Origin of the sequence: Microbacterium sp. zg-B185, from assembly GCF_030246885.1 — a bacterium.
Taxonomy (GTDB): domain Bacteria; phylum Actinomycetota; class Actinomycetes; order Actinomycetales; family Microbacteriaceae; genus Microbacterium.
Genome location: NZ_CP126739.1, coordinates 3386883 through 3403784 on the forward strand (window position 1 = coordinate 3386883; position 16902 = coordinate 3403784).

At 67.9% G+C, this 16902-nt stretch carries 15 protein-coding genes; 6 read left to right on the forward strand and 9 right to left on the reverse strand.

Going from position 1 to position 16902, the window contains the following annotated elements:
* Window positions 1-12 precede the first annotated feature (12 nt).
* From QNO12_RS16075 to QNO12_RS16105, 7 genes are all read right to left on the reverse strand, one after another.
* Complete coding sequence (locus QNO12_RS16075; protein WP_257501126.1) at window positions 13-795, reverse strand: SDR family NAD(P)-dependent oxidoreductase; 783 nt, start codon at window positions 793-795, stop codon at window positions 13-15.
* A gap of 71 nt (window positions 796-866) precedes the next feature.
* Window positions 867-1868: a sugar ABC transporter substrate-binding protein gene (locus QNO12_RS16080; RefSeq protein ID WP_257501125.1), complete on the reverse strand. Its 1002-nt coding sequence runs from the start codon at window positions 1866-1868 to the stop codon at window positions 867-869.
* A gap of 89 nt (window positions 1869-1957) precedes the next feature.
* Window positions 1958-2947 (reverse strand): ABC transporter permease, encoded by a 990-nt coding sequence (locus QNO12_RS16085; RefSeq protein WP_257501124.1) that lies wholly within the window; start codon window positions 2945-2947, stop codon window positions 1958-1960.
* A complete protein-coding gene (locus tag QNO12_RS16090) occupies window positions 2944-4470 on the reverse strand; it encodes a sugar ABC transporter ATP-binding protein (RefSeq protein WP_257501123.1) in 1527 nt (508 codons plus the stop codon). Before QNO12_RS16090 ends, QNO12_RS16085 begins: the two co-directional genes overlap by 4 nt.
* Entirely contained in the window at window positions 4467-5537 is a 1071-nt protein-coding gene (locus QNO12_RS16095; protein ID WP_257501122.1) for a zinc-dependent alcohol dehydrogenase, read from the reverse strand. Before QNO12_RS16095 ends, QNO12_RS16090 begins: the two co-directional genes overlap by 4 nt.
* A gap of 37 nt (window positions 5538-5574) precedes the next feature.
* Entirely contained in the window at window positions 5575-6540 is a 966-nt protein-coding gene (locus QNO12_RS16100) for a transketolase family protein (RefSeq protein ID WP_257501121.1), read from the reverse strand.
* Entirely contained in the window at window positions 6540-7418 is an 879-nt protein-coding gene (locus QNO12_RS16105; RefSeq protein ID WP_257501120.1) for a transketolase, read from the reverse strand. Before QNO12_RS16105 ends, QNO12_RS16100 begins: the two co-directional genes overlap by 1 nt.
* Window positions 7419-7635: 217 nt before the next feature.
* On the opposite strand from QNO12_RS16105, the gene QNO12_RS16110 reads away from it, so the two are divergent.
* The 6 genes from QNO12_RS16110 to QNO12_RS16135 all read left to right on the forward strand — a co-directional run bounded on the left by QNO12_RS16110 (window position 7636) and on the right by QNO12_RS16135 (window position 13876).
* Entirely contained in the window at window positions 7636-9123 is a 1488-nt protein-coding gene (locus tag QNO12_RS16110; RefSeq protein WP_257501119.1) for an aldehyde dehydrogenase family protein, read from the forward strand.
* 166 nt (window positions 9124-9289) lie between these two features.
* Complete coding sequence (locus QNO12_RS16115) at window positions 9290-9832, forward strand: MarR family winged helix-turn-helix transcriptional regulator (RefSeq protein ID WP_257501118.1); 543 nt, start codon at window positions 9290-9292, stop codon at window positions 9830-9832.
* A 171-nt stretch (window positions 9833-10003) separates the two neighbouring features.
* Entirely contained in the window at window positions 10004-10810 is an 807-nt protein-coding gene (locus QNO12_RS16120) for a methylenetetrahydrofolate reductase (RefSeq protein ID WP_257501148.1), read from the forward strand.
* Between the two features lie 27 nt (window positions 10811-10837).
* On the forward strand, window positions 10838-11710 hold the full coding sequence (gene purU / locus QNO12_RS16125; protein WP_257501117.1) for a formyltetrahydrofolate deformylase: 873 nt from the start codon (window positions 10838-10840) through the stop codon (window positions 11708-11710).
* Between the two features lie 57 nt (window positions 11711-11767).
* Window positions 11768-13186 carry a vanillate/3-O-methylgallate O-demethylase gene (gene ligM / locus QNO12_RS16130; RefSeq protein ID WP_257501116.1) on the forward strand — a complete coding sequence of 473 codons (1419 nt, stop codon included), beginning with the start codon at window positions 11768-11770 and terminating at the stop codon, window positions 13184-13186.
* Between the two features lie 105 nt (window positions 13187-13291).
* Window positions 13292-13876 (forward strand): PadR family transcriptional regulator, encoded by a 585-nt coding sequence (locus QNO12_RS16135; RefSeq protein WP_257501115.1) that lies wholly within the window; start codon window positions 13292-13294, stop codon window positions 13874-13876.
* Window positions 13877-13882: 6 nt separating this feature from the next.
* Here the strand turns inward: QNO12_RS16135 and QNO12_RS16140 are convergent, their stop codons facing one another.
* Window positions 13883-14803, reverse strand: a complete 921-nt coding sequence (locus QNO12_RS16140; protein ID WP_257501114.1) for a serine hydrolase — start codon at window positions 14801-14803, stop codon at window positions 13883-13885.
* Window positions 14804-14929: 126 nt separating this feature from the next.
* Window positions 14930-16891: a M13 family metallopeptidase gene (locus QNO12_RS16145; protein WP_257501113.1), complete on the reverse strand. Its 1962-nt coding sequence runs from the start codon at window positions 16889-16891 to the stop codon at window positions 14930-14932.
* Window positions 16892-16902: the final 11 nt, after the last annotated feature.

Here is a 16902-nt window from a genome sequence, read left to right on the forward strand (position 1 = left end):
GCTTTCCGGTCCCTAGAAGGTGGGCAGGTCGAGTCGCTGCTTGAAGACGGAGTACCCGTCGTCGACGTGCACCACAGTGCCGTTGATCACGTTCGACTCATCCGAGGCGAGGAACGCGACCACGTTGGCGATCTCATCCGGCTCGGTCATCTTGTTGCGCAGCTGCTCGGCGGCGAAGGTGCTGCGCAGCTCCTCGCTGAACTGGTTGATGATGGGGGTGCCCACCCGCCCGGGTGTGATCGCCAGCGCGCGGACGCCGTACTCGGCCAGCTCGTACGCGGCGGAACGGGTGAAGGAGATCACCGCGGCCTTCGCGGCGCTGTACGTGAAGGACAGCTCCGCGGCCTGCTCGCCGTAGATCGACGAGGTGCTGATGATCACCCCGCCGCTGCCCTGGTCGCGGAACTGGCGGCCTGCGGCGAGGATGCCGTAGTACACGCCGTCCTGATCCACGCGGATCATGGGGGCGTAGTCAACCTCCGGGTCGTGGTCCAGGAGGGGCTTGCCGCCGGCGATGCCGGCGTTGTTGAAGATCACATCGAGGCGGCCGTACACCTCGACGGCGCGCGCCACCGCCGCGGCGACATCCGCGTACACCGAGACGTCGGTCCGCACGGCCGTGGCGGAGCCCTCGAATCCCAGCGCGTCCACCTGCGCCACGACCTCTTCGGCCTGCGCGAGATTCATGTCGGCGATCACGACCTTGGCGCCCTCCCGGACGAACTTCAGCACGGTGGCCTGACCGATTCCGCTGGCACCGCCGGTGATGACGGCTACTTTGCCTTCCAAACGCATGGGGTTCTCTTTCGTGGTGCGAGATGACGGGGGGAACGTGGGGGCCGGTCGCCCGGCCCCCACGAGGTGGTTCAGCCCAGCTGGTCCGACGGAGTGGTGTCCGCGGCGTTCTCCTTCGTCACGAGCGTCACATCGACGGCAACGAAGTTCTCGGCCGGCAGCTCGCCGTCCTCCTGGTAGGCCTGGACATCCTCGATGAGCATGTCCAGCACGGCCGGCCAGGGCTGCTCGATCGTGGCGAGCATGTTGCCGCCCGCCTCGATCGACGCGAGAGTCTCGGCCAGAGCGTCCACACCGGTGACCGGTGCGGTCGATCCCGCTTCGGAGAGGGCCTGCGCTGCGCCCAGCGCCGCGTCGTCCCATCCTGCCCACACGGCATCCAGCCCGTCGGGGTTGGCGGAGAGGTAGTCCGAGACGAAGTTGAGCGCCTCGGTACGGCCCGTCGCCGGGTTGGTCACCTGCTGCGGCTCGCCGCTGACGACGGTCGCGCCGGCGTCTTCGAATGCCTCGACGGCGAGCGCCGAGCGGAGCCGGATGCCGGCGTGCGGGTCGTGCCCGATGACCATGACGGTCTTTCCCTCCAGCCCGCCGATCGACTCGTCGATCGCCTCCACCGTCTTGTCGACGATCTGCTGCTGGTTGGTGGTGATGTTGGTGGCGAACGCATCGGTCGCCTCCGTCCCGGCGTCCATCGAGAAGATCGGGATCTCCGCGTCCTTCGCCGCCGTGACGATCGAGCCGATCGATGAGACATCGGTGTAGCCGTCGAGGATCACGTCGGCGCCCTGGCCGATCGCGCTCTCCACCGCGGGGTTCATCTTCTGGAAGTCGAAGTCGCCCTGGATCATCGTGAGATCCCAGCCGAGCTCCTCGGCCTGCGCGGTGACGGCCTTGACCCACCACGCACCGACCGGCGTCTGGTTGCCGGAGGTGAACGCGATGACCTTGAACGGCTCGTCGCTGGCGCCCGCGCCGGCACCGTCGCCGCCGCCGGAACCCGAACTGGAACATCCCGTCAGTGCGAGAGCGGTCGCGACGGCGACCGCCGCGGCGATCTTGAATCTGGTACGCATGTTGCTACTCCTTCGTGTCACTGCGCTGATGTGCTTCTTGGTGCCCACGCGGAACGGGTGTCCGCGTGGCGTTCAGCCGGATCGTGGCGCTATCTCTCCCGCGTCTTGAGTCCGGACAGGACGACCGCCGCGATGATGATGAGCCCGGTCACCACCTGCTGGATGTAGGCGTTGACGCCGAGGATGTTCAAGCCGTTGCTCATGACGCCGATGATCGCGACACCGACGATGGTGCCGCCGAGGTTGGCCGCACCGGATCGGATGACGGTCATACCGAGGAAGACCGCCGCCACCGAGAACAGGGTGTTGTCACCGCCCTGCTCGGCCGCGGCACTGCCGAGCCGCGCGGTCAGCAGGATGCCGCCGATCGCGGAGATGAAGCCGGCCATGGTGAAGGCGAGCATCCGCGCCCAGCGCACGTTCACGCCGGACAGTCGCGCGACCTCCTCGTTGCCGCCGATCGCGTGCAGGCGTCGTCCGAGCGTGGTGAACCGCAGGAGTGCCCAGATGAGCACCGAGATCGCGACCGCGAAGTACACCGGCAGCGGCACATTCAGGAACCGCCCCTGGCCGAGCTCGTTGAACTCGGGTGGGAGCCCGAACACCGTCGTGCCGCCGGTGACGATGTATGCCAGGCCGATCACGGAGGTCATCGTCGCGAGCGTCGCGATGAACGCCGAGAGGCGCAGATAGGCGATCAGCACGCCGTTGACCAGCCCGACCAAGAGCCCCACCGCGAGGCCCGCCAGGATGGCGACCCCCATGGGATTCTCCCCGAGCAGGAGCGCGGCCGTGACCGCACCGGCGAGGCTGGAGGTCGCACCGACGGACAGATCGAAGTCGCCGACGACCATGACGATCGTCTGCGCCCCCGCGATGATCGCGAGGATCGAGATCTGGTACAGGATGTTGCGGATGTTCACGAACGACAAAAAGGTGTCCGGGCGCATCGCGAAGAAGAAGAGGATGAGCAGGATCAGTGCCACGATCGTGCCGCTCTGCACGAGCACACGGCCGGCGGTCCGGGACTGCTGGGCCATCATGGCCCCGGTCCGGGTCGGCTCCTTCTGAATCGTCATGAGGTGGACCTTCCGTAGGCGTAGGAGAGGAGGAGCTCGTCATCGGCGCCCTCTGCGGGCACGTCCCCGGAGATCGAGCCTTCGTGCATGATCAGGATGCGATCGCACATGCCGATCAGCTCGGGCAGTTCGGAGCTGACCGCGATGACGGTGGTGCCGGTCGCGGCGAGCTCGCGGATGAGGCGGTAGATCTCCGCCTTCGTGCCGACGTCGATGCCCCGCGTGGGCTCGTCCATCAGCAGGACTCGGGGGCGGCGGGCGAGCATCTTGGCCAGGACGACCTTCTGCTGGTTGCCGCCGGACAGCTCGCCGACCGTCTGACGGGGGCTGCGCGCCTTGATCTGCAGGTCGGCCATGCCACGGCCGGCGATCTCCGCGATGCGCTTGCGCGAGACCATGCCGCCGCGGCTCACCGCCCCGATGTTGGCCAGCGCGATGTTGTCCTGGATGGACGCGCCGAGCAGGACGCCCTGGCTGCGGCGCTCCTCGGGCACCAGCGCCATCCCGGCGGCCAGCACCCTGCCGACCCCGGAGTGCCGCGGGACTTCCGCGCCCGCCACGGTGATCGTCCCGGAGGCGGACCGTTGCGCGCCGGCGAGGATCCGCAGCAGCTCACTGCGACCCGACCCGGCGAGACCGCCGATGCCGACCACCTCGCCCACGTGGGCCGTGAACGACACGTCTGTGACACGGCGCCCCTGCAGATCCTTCACGACCAGGGACACCTCCGTCGAGGTCGTGCCCCGCTCGGGGTAGAGCGAGTCGGCGTTGCGGCCGACCATGGTCGAGATGACCTCGTTGATCGTCGTGTCGGCCACGTCCTCCGTGACGATCGTCTCGCCGTTGCGCATGATCGTGAGGCGGTCGCACAGTTCGAAGACCTCCTCGAGCCGGTGGGAGACGTACACGACCGCGACGCCCTCGTCCCGGAGGGAGCGCAGGACGGCGAACACCTCGCGGATCTCGGTGTCGGTGAGGGATGCCGTCGGCTCGTCGAGGATGAGCACCCGCGCGTCGGTGGCCAGGGCCCGCGCGACGGCGACCATCGTCTGCTGCACCGGCGAGAGGTCGCCGGCCAGCTTGCGCATGGAGATCTTCTGGTTCAGCCGCTCGAGCTGCTCCCGGGCCCGGCGACGGAGGGCGCGGCCGTTGACGATGCCGGCCCGGCTGGGCAGCTGCTCGCCGAGCAGCACGTTCTCGGCGACCGAGGTCGTCGGCACGATCGACAGCTCCTGGTAGAGCGCCACGATCCCGGCCTTGTGAGCTGCCCGCACGTTGGCGAACTCGACGTCCTCGCCGTTGCGGCGGATCCGTCCCGAGTCCGGCGCGTACAGGCCCGTGACGACCTTGATGAGCGTGGACTTTCCGGCGCCGTTCTCGCCCAGCAGCGCGTGGATCTCGCCAGGCCGCACGGACAACCGCACGCCCTTCAAGGCGTGCACGCCATCGAAGCTCTTCACGATGTCCACCGCCTCCAGGGCGGGGGTCGCGGTCAGCACCGACTCGCCTCCGGTGAGCGTCACGATGCCCTCCCGGTGTCATCGATGTCGTTGCAGCGGATCAGCACCTTCGGGTACGCGCCGCTGATGTGCGTGGCGAACGCCTCGGCCGCATCCTCGAGGTCGAAGACCGACTGCGTCAGATCGTCCAGCTCCAGGTAGGGCAGCATCTGCAGCGCACGCGGGAAGGCGTAGGGAGAGACGAACACGCCGGTGAGGGTGAGCTCCTTCAGGTACAGGTAGTCGGAGAGGTTCAACGGCATCTCGAAGTCATGCGGATACATCGCGCCGTAGATGACCGTGGCGCCCTTCGCAGCGATGTCCAGAAGCCCGCGCACCGCACGAGCCGCCCCGGAGGCGTCGATGACGACGTCGAAGCCGGCGCCCCGCGTGATCTCCTCGGACCGCTGGTACTGGTCCTCCGCGATCGGGTCGATGACGGCATCCGCGCCGTGGCGCAGTGCCATCTCGCGCCGTTCGGCGATCGGCTCGATGAGGGTGAGCGAGGTCGCTCCGTTGCGCTTCATGACCTGCAGCGCGAGCTGGCCGATGGGGCCGCCACCGCAGATCGCGACGCGGTCGCCGACCTTGATGTGCGTCTTGTCCGCGATGCGCACCGCCACCGAGATGGGCTCCAGCAGGCAGCCGTGCAGGAGCGAGACCGAGTCCGGGAGCTTGTACACCTGGGACTCGTGCCAGGTCACCGTCTCGGCCATCCCGGGCCGGTTGTACTCCTGGATGTGCTCGCAGAACTGCTGCGTGCCCGCGCGGCAGGGCGTGCACGTGCCGCAGAAGCGCAGGAAGTTCCCGGCGACGCGGTCGCCGACCTGCAGCCCGGTGCGGTGCGCACGGTCACCGAGGGCCTCGACCACTCCGGACAGCTCGTGGCCCAGGCCGATCGGGACGTCGGTGCCGAAGAACCCCTCCGCCAGGTGCGGATCGGATCCGCAGATCGCGGAGTACGCGACCCGGATGCGGACATCCTCCGCGCCCAGCGGCTGCTCCGGGAAATCGACGACCCCGATCCGGCCGCGGACGTCTTCATCAGGGTCCCGCAGACTGCCGATCTTGGTGACCGCGACTGTTCTCATTCGTCTCTCCCTCGGACGCGCGGACGATCCATCGGCATCACTGGCCGCCGGCGATGACGCTGCGGGCGGCGGCGACGGTGGCGGCCAGGCCATAGCCGTGCTTGTCGCGCAGCTCCTCGTCCTCGCCGAATCCGGCGTAGACCTGGGGGATGCCGAGCCGCTCGAAGGCGGACAGATGGATGCCGCGGTCGGCGACCACGTCGGCGATGCGGGAAGCCAGGCCCCCGTAGGCGAGGTGGTCCTCGAGGACGACGAACCGGCCGCCGGTCTCGGCCGCGCACTGCGCGATCAGCTCCTCGTCGATCGGCTTGAGCGTGAACATGTCCACCACGCGGACGGAGCGGCCGTCCTTCGCGAGCTCGTCCGCGGCATCCAGCGCCTGCGCGACCACCGTGCCGTGGGTGAAGATCGTGGCGTCGGTGCCTTCGCGCGCCACGATGCCCTTGCCGATGCGGACCTCATGCTGGCCGGGCTCGTAGAGCACCTTGTCTTTCTTGCCGACGGCCAGACGGATGTAGATCGGGCCCTCCATCGACATCGACTGGCGGATGACCTCGCCCACCATCAGCGGATCGCCCACCGAGGTGACGGTCATGTTGGTCAGCGCGCACATCAGCGCCAGGTCCTCGACCGCGTAATGGGTGGAGCCGCCGTTGCCGACCAGGCCGCCGTGCGTGCCGATGATCTTCACCGGAAGATTCGGATAGCAGACGTCGGAGCGCACCTGCTCCAGCGCACGCATGCTCAGGAACGGCAGCATCCCGGAGACGACCGGGATGTTCCCGTCGTAGGCCAGTCCGGCGGCGATGCCGACGCACACCTGCTCGGCCAGCCCGACGTCCAAGAAGCGCTCCGGGAACTTGTCGCGGAATTCCACCAGGGTCGCGCCGATGTCGGGGGTGAGCACCCACAGGTTCTCGTGCTCGTCGCCGAGTTCGGCGAGGGTCGTTCCGATCACGGAGCGGGCGGAGAGCATCTCTCCGAAAGTGAAGGTGACGGGCATCAGACGGACTCCTTCTGACGGGATGCCTCGAGCGCGGCCATCGCACGCTCCAGATCGGCGGCGCCGAGCGAGCCGGCGTGCCAGGCGAGGTTGTGCTCCATGAAATCGACGCCCTTGCCCTTGACGGTCTCGCAGATGACCACGGTGGGGCGGTCGCTGTCCGTGCCCGGAAGGGCGTCGATCGCCTCGACGAGCTGGCCCATGTCATGGCCGTCGACGCGCACGACGTTCCAGCCGAACGCCGCCCACTTGTCCGGGTAGGGCTCGAAGACGACCCGTTCCTCGGCGAAGCTCGTCATCAGCTGACGGTTTCGGTCCACGAACGCGACCAGGTTGCCGAGCTCGTTGCTGCGCGCCGCCATGGCCGCCTCCCAGACCGACCCTTCGCCGGTCTCGCCGTCGCCGAGCAGGCACACGACGCGGTGCGACTCCCCGCGGCCGCGGGCGCTGAGCGCCATGCCGACCGCGATCGGCAGTCCGTGCCCGAGCGACCCGGTGGAGCACTCCACACCCGGCAGCTGCACCTTGCACGGGTGCATCCCGTAGGCGCTGTCCAGCTGGCCGTAGGTGTCGACGATGCCCTCGTAGGAGAAGAATCCGCGGATGGACATCGCGATGTACATGCAGACGGCCGCGTGGCCCTTGCTCAGCACGAAGCGGTCGCGCTCGGGATTGCGCAGGTCGGTCGGGTCCACGTGCAGGCCGTACTCGAACAGCGCGGTGAGGATGTCCGCGGCGGACAGGTCGCCGCCGATGTGGACTGCACCCTCGTAGGTTCCGCACAGGTGCAGCAGCTTGGACCTCAGCTCGAACGCGAGATCTTCCAGCTCTGCGACGGTGCGCGGATTCTCGCGCTCCGGAAGGGTCGTCTCACCCATCACATGCCTCCTCATCGATGACACGGACGTCTCTGAGGCGGGCTGTGCGCGCGTCCTCATCGACTCTCGCTTGCGATCTGGTCCGGTGTTCGGACCTCGACGGGGCGACCCTAACACGAAGTGATTTACAAGTAAACAGGAATGCACGTAAACTTGTTTACGGTGCTTATCCGCAGCAGCGGAGCACACCCAAGTCACAGAGAGGTGCTTGATCGTCATGACTGAAACACTGGAGACCATTCGAACCGGTCTGTACATCGGAGGGGCCGAGCGCTCCACCCCCGACACGCTCGCGATCGCGGACCCCGCCAAGCCCGGAGTGATCGTCGGGCACGCGGCATCCGCCACGAAGGAGGACGTCGCCGACGCGGTTGCCGCCGCCAAGGCCGCCTATCCGGCATGGTCCGCGCTGAGCGCGATCGAGCGCGCCCGGGTGATGGCCGAGGCGATCGCCGGCATCGCCGACGAACGCGACGCCGACGCCGCGGTGCTCTCGCAGGAGAACGGCAAGGTCCGCTTCGAGGCCTGGGTCGACGCCCTCGTCTTCGAGATCCGGTGGAACCTCGCCCTGATGCTCGCCGACGAGGTGGACACCGGCAAGACCCTTCCGGTCGTTCCCGGCATCCCGGTCGAGACAGTGGTGTCCTACCAGTCGCTCGGTGTCGTGACCGTCATCGTGCCGTTCAACTGGCCCATCGCCATCCTCGGCGCTGCCCTGCCGCACGCCCTGCTGGCCGGCAACACCGCCATCGTCAAGCCGCCGCCCTCGGCGCCCCTGGCCACGACCCGCGTCGTCCAGCGTCTTGCCGAGAAGCTGCCGCCCGGCGTCCTGAACGTGGTCACCGGGAAGGACGAGAACATGTCCGGCCTGATCTCGAACACCGATGTCGCGAAGGTCTGCTTCACCGGCAGCGTCAACGGCGGCAAGCGGATGATGGAGCTCGCCTCCTCCACGCTGACCCGGGTGACCCTCGAACTGGGCGGCAATGACGCGGCGATCTTCCTCGAGGACGCCATCATCGACGACATCCACCTGGACCGCCTCTACGCTGCGATCTACGACACCACGGGGCAGATCTGCATGAACGCCAAGCGCGTGTACGTGCACAACTCCCGGCTGGACGAGGTCGTCGCCGGGCTCAGCGAACGGCTCGGCAAGGCCGTGATCGGCTACGGCCTCGACGAGGGCACCACGATGGGGCCGCTGCACTCCCCCGTCCAGAAGGCGTTCGTCGAGGAGATCATCCAGGAGGCGAAGGATGCCGGCGCCGACGTGCGCGAGTTCGGCGAGCTTCCGGGTGGCGATCTGGCCGGCGGCAACTTCCTGCGCCCGGCGATCGTGATCAACCCGGACTCCTCGTTGCGGGTGGTGACGCAGGAGCAGTTCGGTCCGGTCATCCCGGTGATCGGGTTCGACTCCGAGGCGGAGGCCGTCGCGCTGGCCAACGACACGTGGGGCGGCCTGTGCGGCTCGGTGTGGACGGCGGATCCGGCCGCGGCCAACCGCGTCGGCGGACAGCTGGCGTGCGGCTACGTGTGGGTCAACGACCATGGCGCGACGCGCTTGGACCTGCGGGCGCCGTTCGGCGGCATGAAGCAGTCCGGGTTCGGGCGCGAGCAGGGCATCGAGGGCATCCGCGCCTTCCAGGACACCCGCTCGATCGCCACGATCGACGCCGCCGCGCTCGCTGCGCAGGCGCACTGATGAGCGGCCGCGGCCGACATCCTCGATCCATCGGGCCGAGGATGTCCGCCGCGGCGTCCTGCGTCTGTCGCGGCACGCCGACGACAGTGTCGGCACCCCCGCGTGGTCTCCTCGATACACTCGCTTCACGGATTCTGCCGTGATCCGTCGCTGGAACGGAGTCCGATTGACTGGCGACCTGGACACTGACCCCGGTGCCCTCTTCGTGGGCAGCCCGGAGATCGTCACGGCGCCGCTGGCGGATGTGATCGACACGGAGAGCTTCACCCCCCGACTGATCGCGCTGCTGTCCAACGCGCTCGTGTGGCGGGAGTCCCGGCTGCTGCGACAGGCGTTCAACCTCGGCACCAACGACTGGCGGGTGATCTCCGCACTCGCGATCCGACCCGGGGCGACCTCCAGCGACATCTCCGAATTCGTGGCGATGAACAAGGCCGTGGTCTCCAAGAGCGTCAACACGCTCATCGGCCGCGGGCTGATCGTTCCCGCCGACGGTGCGCGCGGCTCTCGCCCGCTGTATCTGACCCGCGCGGGTGCGCAGATGCACGATCGGATGATGCCGATCTCGCTCGAAGGTCAGGAGATCATCCTCGGCGACCTCAGCTCGGCCGAGGTCGAACAGCTCAACGCCCTGCTGGGCAGGCTCCTTCTGAAGATGCCCGATCTGTCGAGCTCCCCGGACTCGTCCGGCCCGGCCGGCGCGGACTGAGCGCACAATTTACCTATAGACATTCCCTATGCACATAGGTATTGTGAGGGGTGGAAGGCGCAGACGACTTCCGACTGAAAGCGGAAAGGACCTCGATCAGTGTCAAAGACCACGCACGTGACCGCGAACCGTGAGGCAGCACTTCAGCTGGTGAACGGCTACTCCCTGGAGATGACCGGCAAGGATGTGCCCGGCCTCATCGAGGCGAAGGACGCGATCCCCGCCGGCACGAAGATCAATGTCACCTTCCTCGGCAACGAGGACCTGGAGATGCGCGTCGCGGCCTCCAAGGCTGTTCGTGAACTCGGCTTCATTCCCGTCCCGCACATCTCCGCGCGGCGTCTCGCGTCGCGCGCGCAGCTCGAGGAGTTCCTGGAGCGCCTGCAGGATGTCGGCGCGACCGAGCACGTCTTCGTCGTCGGCGGCGACCCGGCCACCCCGGAGGGCCCGTACGAGGACTCCTACGACGTGATCCGCACCGGCCTGCTGCGCGACTACGGTGTCAAGGAGGTCTCGATCGCCGGTTATCCGGAGGGTCACCCCGACATCAAGGAGGACGTCCTCTGGCGTGCGCTGGAGGACAAGTCCCTCTCCCTCAAGCAGCAGGGACTGGACGCCACCATCCTCACCCAGTTCGCCTTCGACACCGACCCGGTGATCGCCTGGGTGGAGGCCGTCCGCGCCCGTGGCATCGAGAGCACCATCCGCATCGGCACGCCCGGCCCGGCCGGCATCAAGCGCCTGATCGGGTTCGCCCGCCGCTTCGGCGTGGGCGCGAACGCGATGATCGTGAAGAAGTACGGCTTCTCGCTGACCAACCTGATGGGCACCGCCGGTCCCGACAAGTTCGTCACCGACCTGTCCGCGCTGCTGGCGCAGGACCCGGCTTCGGGCGATGTCAAGCTGCACTTCTACACGTTCGGTGGCCTGCTGGCCACCGCAGACTGGGCGCGCGGCTACGCCGCCGCACAGTCCTGACGGCCGCCCGAGGCCTGAGGAGAAGCCATGACTCTGCAAAATGAATCCCTGCGCGACCACGCCTGCCTGATCGTGCACGGCCCGGACAAGCCGGGCATCGTCGCGGCGGTGACGGCGCTGATCACCCGCAACAAGGGCAACATCGTCACGCTCGACCAGTACTCCGAGGACATCAGCGGTGGTGCGTTCTTCCAGCGCGTCGTGTTCCACCGTCCCGATCTGAGCGCCGCGATGCCCGACATCGAGGCGGACCTGAACGAGACGGTCACCGCGCTGGGCCTGGAGTGGACCCTGACGGACCAATCCGTGCCCAAGCGGATGGCGATCCTCGCCTCCACGTCGGATCACTGCCTGCTCGAGCTGCTGTGGCGGCACCGCCGCGGCGAGCTGCCGGTCACCATCCCGATGGTGATCTCCAACCACACCAACGTCGCCGCGGACGTCCGCTCGTTCGGCATCCCGTTCTTCCACGTCCCCTCGCAGGGGCCGGACAAGTCCGAGGCCGAGGCGAAGATCCTGGAGCTGCTGAAGGGCAACGTCGATTTCATCGTCCTGGCCCGCTACATGCAGATCATCTCGGAGGACTTCCTGGACTCCGTGGGGGTTCCGGTGATCAACATCCACCACTCGTTCCTGCCCGCCTTCATCGGCGCAGCGCCGTACCGGAAGGCGAAGGAGCGCGGTGTCAAGCTGATCGGCGCGACCTCGCACTACGTCACGAAGGACCTGGACGAGGGGCCGATCATCGAGCAGGACGTCGCCCGCGTCGACCACGCCCACTCGGCCGCCGACCTGCAGGCCCGTGGCGCCTACGTCGAGCGCGCAGTGCTCTCCCGTGCCGTGCAGTGGCACGCCCAAGACCGCGTCATCCGGCACGGCAACCAGACCATCGTCTTCTGACGACCACCGATGCCTCACCCCGGGGCATCCATCCACCGAACAGAGAGGTTCCCTCCTATGGCACCGAAGAATCTTCAGGAAGTACTGGACGCGGCCAAGAGCCCCGTCGAGCTTCTGCGCAACTCCCAGATCGGCTCGTACATCTACCCCGTCGTGCCGGCCGACTTCCAGAACTGGATCAAGGAGCAGACCGCCTGGCGCAACACCGCGGTCCTGTACGACCAGTCGCACCACATGGACAACGTGTTCCTCAAGGGCTCGGACGCCATCAAGCTGATCTCGGACACCGCGATCAACTCGGTCGCGAACTTCGCCGTCAACAAGGCGAAGCAGTACGTTCCGACCACGGCCGCCGGCCACGTCATCGGTGACGGCATCCTGTTCCGCGAGGCCGACGACGAGTACGTGTACGTGGGCCGCGCGCCTGCGTCCAACTGGCTGCTCTTCCACGGTGAGACCGGCGGATACCAGAACCTCGAGATCAGCGTCGACCGCCGTTCCCCCTCGCGTCCGTACGGCCACGCCGTCTCGCGCCAGTACTACCGCTTCCAGATCCAGGGTCCCAACGCGTGGGCCGTCATCGAGAAGCTCAACGGCGGCGAACTGGAGAAGCTCGGCTTCTTCAACATGTCGACGATGAAGATCGCCGGCAAGGACGTCCGTACGCTGCGCCACGGCATGGCCGGAGCACCCGGACTCGAGATCTGGGGCCCGTACGCCGATCACGACGTCATCCGCGACGCGATCGTCGAGGCGGGCGCAGAGTTCGGTCTGGTCCCGGTCGGTTCGCGCGCCTACCCGTCCAACACCCTGGAGTCCGGCTGGATCCCCTCGCCGCTCCCGGCCATCTACACCGGCGAAGCAGAGCGCGCATACCGCGAGTGGCTCGGCGTGGACAGCTACGAGGCGACCGGCACGCTGGCCGGCTCGTTCGTGTCGGACAACATCGAGGACTACTACCTCACCCCGTGGGAGCTCGGCTACGGCTCGTTCGTGAAGTTCGACCACGACTTCATCGGCCGTGACGCACTCGAGAAGATCGACCCGGCATCGCAGCGCAAGAAGGTCACGCTCGCCTGGAACGCCGAGGACCTCGGCAAGGTCTGGACGTCGCTGCTGAACGTCGATGGCCCCAGCTACAAGTTCTTCGACCTGCCGCTGGCCAACTACGGCTCCGCGAACTACGACTCGATCGTGGACGCGAACGGCACGAACGTCGGCCTGTCGATGTTCACCGGCTACTCGGCCAACGAGCGTCGCGGCCTGTCGCTCGGCCTGGTCAACCCGGACGTGCCCGAGGGCACCGAGCTCAAGGTCGTCTGGGGCGAGCCGGATGGCGGCACCAGCAAGGCCTCCGTCGAGCCGCACGAGCAGACCGAGGTCCGCGTCGTGGTCAGCCCCGTCCCGTACTCGACGGTCGCCCGCGCGACCTACCAGGGCGGCTGGCGCACGGGCTACGACAACACGTCCGCGTAGCCGAAAAACTCGAGGGGGTCCACCCGTGCAGGCTCGTCAGCCTGTCCGAGGGTGGGCCCCCTCGCACCATTGATAGCCTCAGGTCACCCCACGAAAGGAGAGCAGATGAGCCTGCGATACGCGCTCCTGGCCATCCTTCGCGTGGGCCCGCTGTCGGGCTACGACCTGCAGAAGCAGTTCTCCCACTCCGTCGGGCACGTCTGGCACGCTCCCGACTCGCAGATCTACCCCGAGCTGCGCAAGATGGAATCCGAAGGCCTCATCGAGGGCGAGGAGCAGACGCGCGGCGAGCGCGGCACCAGGCGCGTCTACCACGTCACCGACGCCGGACATCGGGCGTTCCTGCTGTGGATGCAGACGCCGTTGGACTACTCCCGCGTGCGTGATCCCGCTCATCTGCGCGCCGCGTATCTGGAGTCCGCGCCGCCGGAGGCGGCCCGCGCGTTCCTGCGCGCGCACATCGCGCAGTGGGAGGGCGAGCTGGAGCAGTGGGAGGGCGAGTTGCGCCACATCGCCGACCGCGACAACCCGATGCTGGTGCGGCGGCTGCAGGCCACCGCGCCCGAAGAGCATTCCGCGGTCCTGGCGTACAAGCGACTGGCCTATGAAGGCCTGGTCGACCGCGCCCGAGGCGAGATCGCGTGGGCCAACCGTGGTCTGGCCCTCGTCGATTCGCTCAACGCGGACTGAGCGCGGTCAGAACACGTACTCCATCAGGTCGACCCCCAGCGTGCGGAACGCGTCGTGCGCTCGGAGCCGGTGCGTGATCGACAGGTCGTCGAAGCAGACGATCAGCGCGTAGGAGACGCCCGCCCTGGGACCGGCCAGGACTCCCGCCTCCGCACGGATGCCGGCATCCTGACCTGTCTTGTTCACGAACAGCAGCCCGTGCTCGTCGTTCTCGTGGGAGAACGGGTCCAAGCCGGTGGCCGCCGCGACCAGCGACAGATCGTGGTTCAGGCTCAGCCATTCGGACACCTGTGCGCTGACTCCCGCCGAGACGATCTGCGAGTTCACCAGGCCGGCGAACAGCGCGGACAGTTCCCGGGCCGACCCCAGCGCGACGTGCGGCGCGTCGTCGGGTCCGCGGGCGTCGCGGAACGCATCCAGCAGGGCCGAATGCGCGAGTCCGAGCTGCTCGATCCGGGCCCGGACCGCGGGAAGCCCGACCCGCGCGATCAAGGCGTTCGCAGCCAGGGCGTCCCCGGTCGCCGCCGCCAGGACCGCGAGATCCGCCAGCGGCAGCGCGGGTGCCTTCAGGTGCTGCCACACCCCCGCGCCACCGACCTCGTCCAGTGAGGAGCGTTCGATGATCTCCAGCGGATCGAGCGCGCCGGATTCGAACCCGGCCGCGACATCGATCAGCAGCGGCACGATGCCCAGGCCCGCGACCGGGAGCGTCTCGTGGTCGTCCCCGGCGAGCACGGCACTGCCGCGATCCAGATCAGTGATGCGCACGGCGACGCGTGCGCCGGAGGTCGCGAGCTGATCGAGCGCCTTCAGCGTCGAGACGAACGACCTGCGACCGGCCGCGGCCCGTCGCGGCAGTCGTCTGCTGCTTCGTCGCGACCCCCGCAGCGACTCGGCGTCCCGCCTGGGCTCTGGGGCAATGCCCACCCGTGCTCCTTCCGGTGTCAGTGCGAGTGAGGGATGCGCGCGCGGTGAATCAGCCGGTGGTGCGCTTTTTGGATTGTGGAGAGGTTCAGCCGGTCCGGCGTGCGGTCGGTGACTGCGCGGAGCGTATCACCAGATGGTGACGCGTTTGTCGGCGTCCAGCCAGAGCTCGTCGGACTCGGTGACCCCGAACGCATCGTAGAACGCGTCGATGTTGCGGACGATCTGGTTGCACCGGAATTCGTTGGGCGAGTGCGGGTCGATGGTCAGCAGCCGGATCGTCTCGGCATCCCTGCCCTTCTGCTGCCAGATCTGCGCCCACGACAGCAGCAGGCGCTGCACCCCGCTGAAGCCGTCGATCTCCGGCGCAGCCGCACCGTCGAGCGAGAGCTCGTAGGCCTTGATCGCGATACCCAGGCCGCCCAGATCGCCGATGTTCTCACCGATGGTCAGCGCCCCGTTGACCGTGTTCTCCTCGCCCAGTCCGCGCGGCACGAGCGCGTTGAACTGCTCGATCAGCACGCTGGTGCGCTCCTCGAAGGCTGCCCGGTCGGCATCCGTCCACCAGTCCCGCAGGGAACCGTCGCCGTCGAAGCGACTGCCCTGGTCATCGAAACCGTGGCCGATCTCGTGGCCGATGACCGCGCCGATGCCGCCGTAGTTCGCGGCGGCATCGCGGTCCGCCTCGAAGAAGGGGTACTGCAGGATCGCCGCAGGGAAGACGATCTCGTTCATCAGCGGGTTGTAGTACGCGTTGACCGTCTGCGGCGTCATGTACCACTCATCGCGATCCACCGGCTGCCCGATGCGGCCCAGCTGACGGTCGTGTTCGTGGATGTGCGCGCGACGCACGTTGCCGATCAGGTCGAGCGGGTCCACCTCCAGGCCCGAGTAGTCCCGCCATTTCACCGGGTAGCCGATCTTCGGGGTGAACGCGTCGAGCTTGGCCAGCGCCCGCTCGCGGGTCTCCGGGCTCATCCATTCCAGCTCCGAGATGCTCTGCCGGTAGGCGCGGATCAGATTCGCGACGAGCTCGTCCATGGCGACCTTGGCCGCCGGCGGGAAGTGCCGCTCGACGTAGACCCGTCCGATCGCCTCGCCCATAGCTGCCTCGGACAGTCCGACGCCGCGCTTCCAGCGCTCCCGGTTGACCGGCACGCCGGTCAGCTGTGTTCCGTAGAAGGCGAAGTTCTCGTCGACGAACGGGTCGGACAGGAAGGCCGCCGCGCCGTGCACGATCCGCCAGCGCACCCACGCCTTCCAATCCTCGAGCCGCTCCTGGCTCAGCAACAACCCGAGCCCCTCGAAGAAGCTGGGCTGGTAGACGTTCGCCTCCGCGAACGCGTCCTCGCGGCCCGGGGCGGTCCCCTCCAGCCACGGGCGAAGATCGACACCGGCCAGCTCGAGGACCTCAGCCCACGGCAGGAGGTTGTAGGTGGCCACGGCGTCGCGGCTCTTCACGTTGTCCCAGTGGTGCGTGGCGATCTCGGTCTCCAGCGCGGAGATGCGATCGGCGGATGCCGCGGCATCCGCCACCCCGGCGAGCTCGAGCATCCGCTGGATGTGCGCGCGATAGGCCGTGCGCAGCTCGGCGAAGTTGTCCAGTCGGTAGTAGCTCTCGTCCGGCAGCGAGATGCCGCCCTGGGTCAGGAACGGCACGTAACGCTGCGGGTTCCCGGGATCCGGCTCGACGTACAGGCCGATCAGCCCGCCGATGCCGTCGCGCTCGAGCTCGCCCAGCGTGCGCAGGAGGGCGGGAATCGAGGAGATGGCGTCGGCGCGGGCGAGCTGGTCCAGGAGCGGGGCGCCGCCCAGCTCGGCGATCCGCTCGGTGTCCATGAAGCTGGTGTACAGGTCGCCGATCTTGCGCGACTCGGTGCCCGGCTCGGCATCGCGCGTCTCTTCGACGATCGCGTGGACGTCCTTCTCCGCCTGTTCCGCGATCAGGTGGAAAGAGCCCCAGCGGGCCTTGTCCTCGGGGATCTCGGTGCGTGCCAGCCAGGCACCGTTCACGTGGCGGTACAGGTCGTCCTGGGGGCGGATCTCGGCACTGAGTTCGTCGAGCGCGAGCCCGGAGCGGGATTCGGTCATGCGTACAGGAT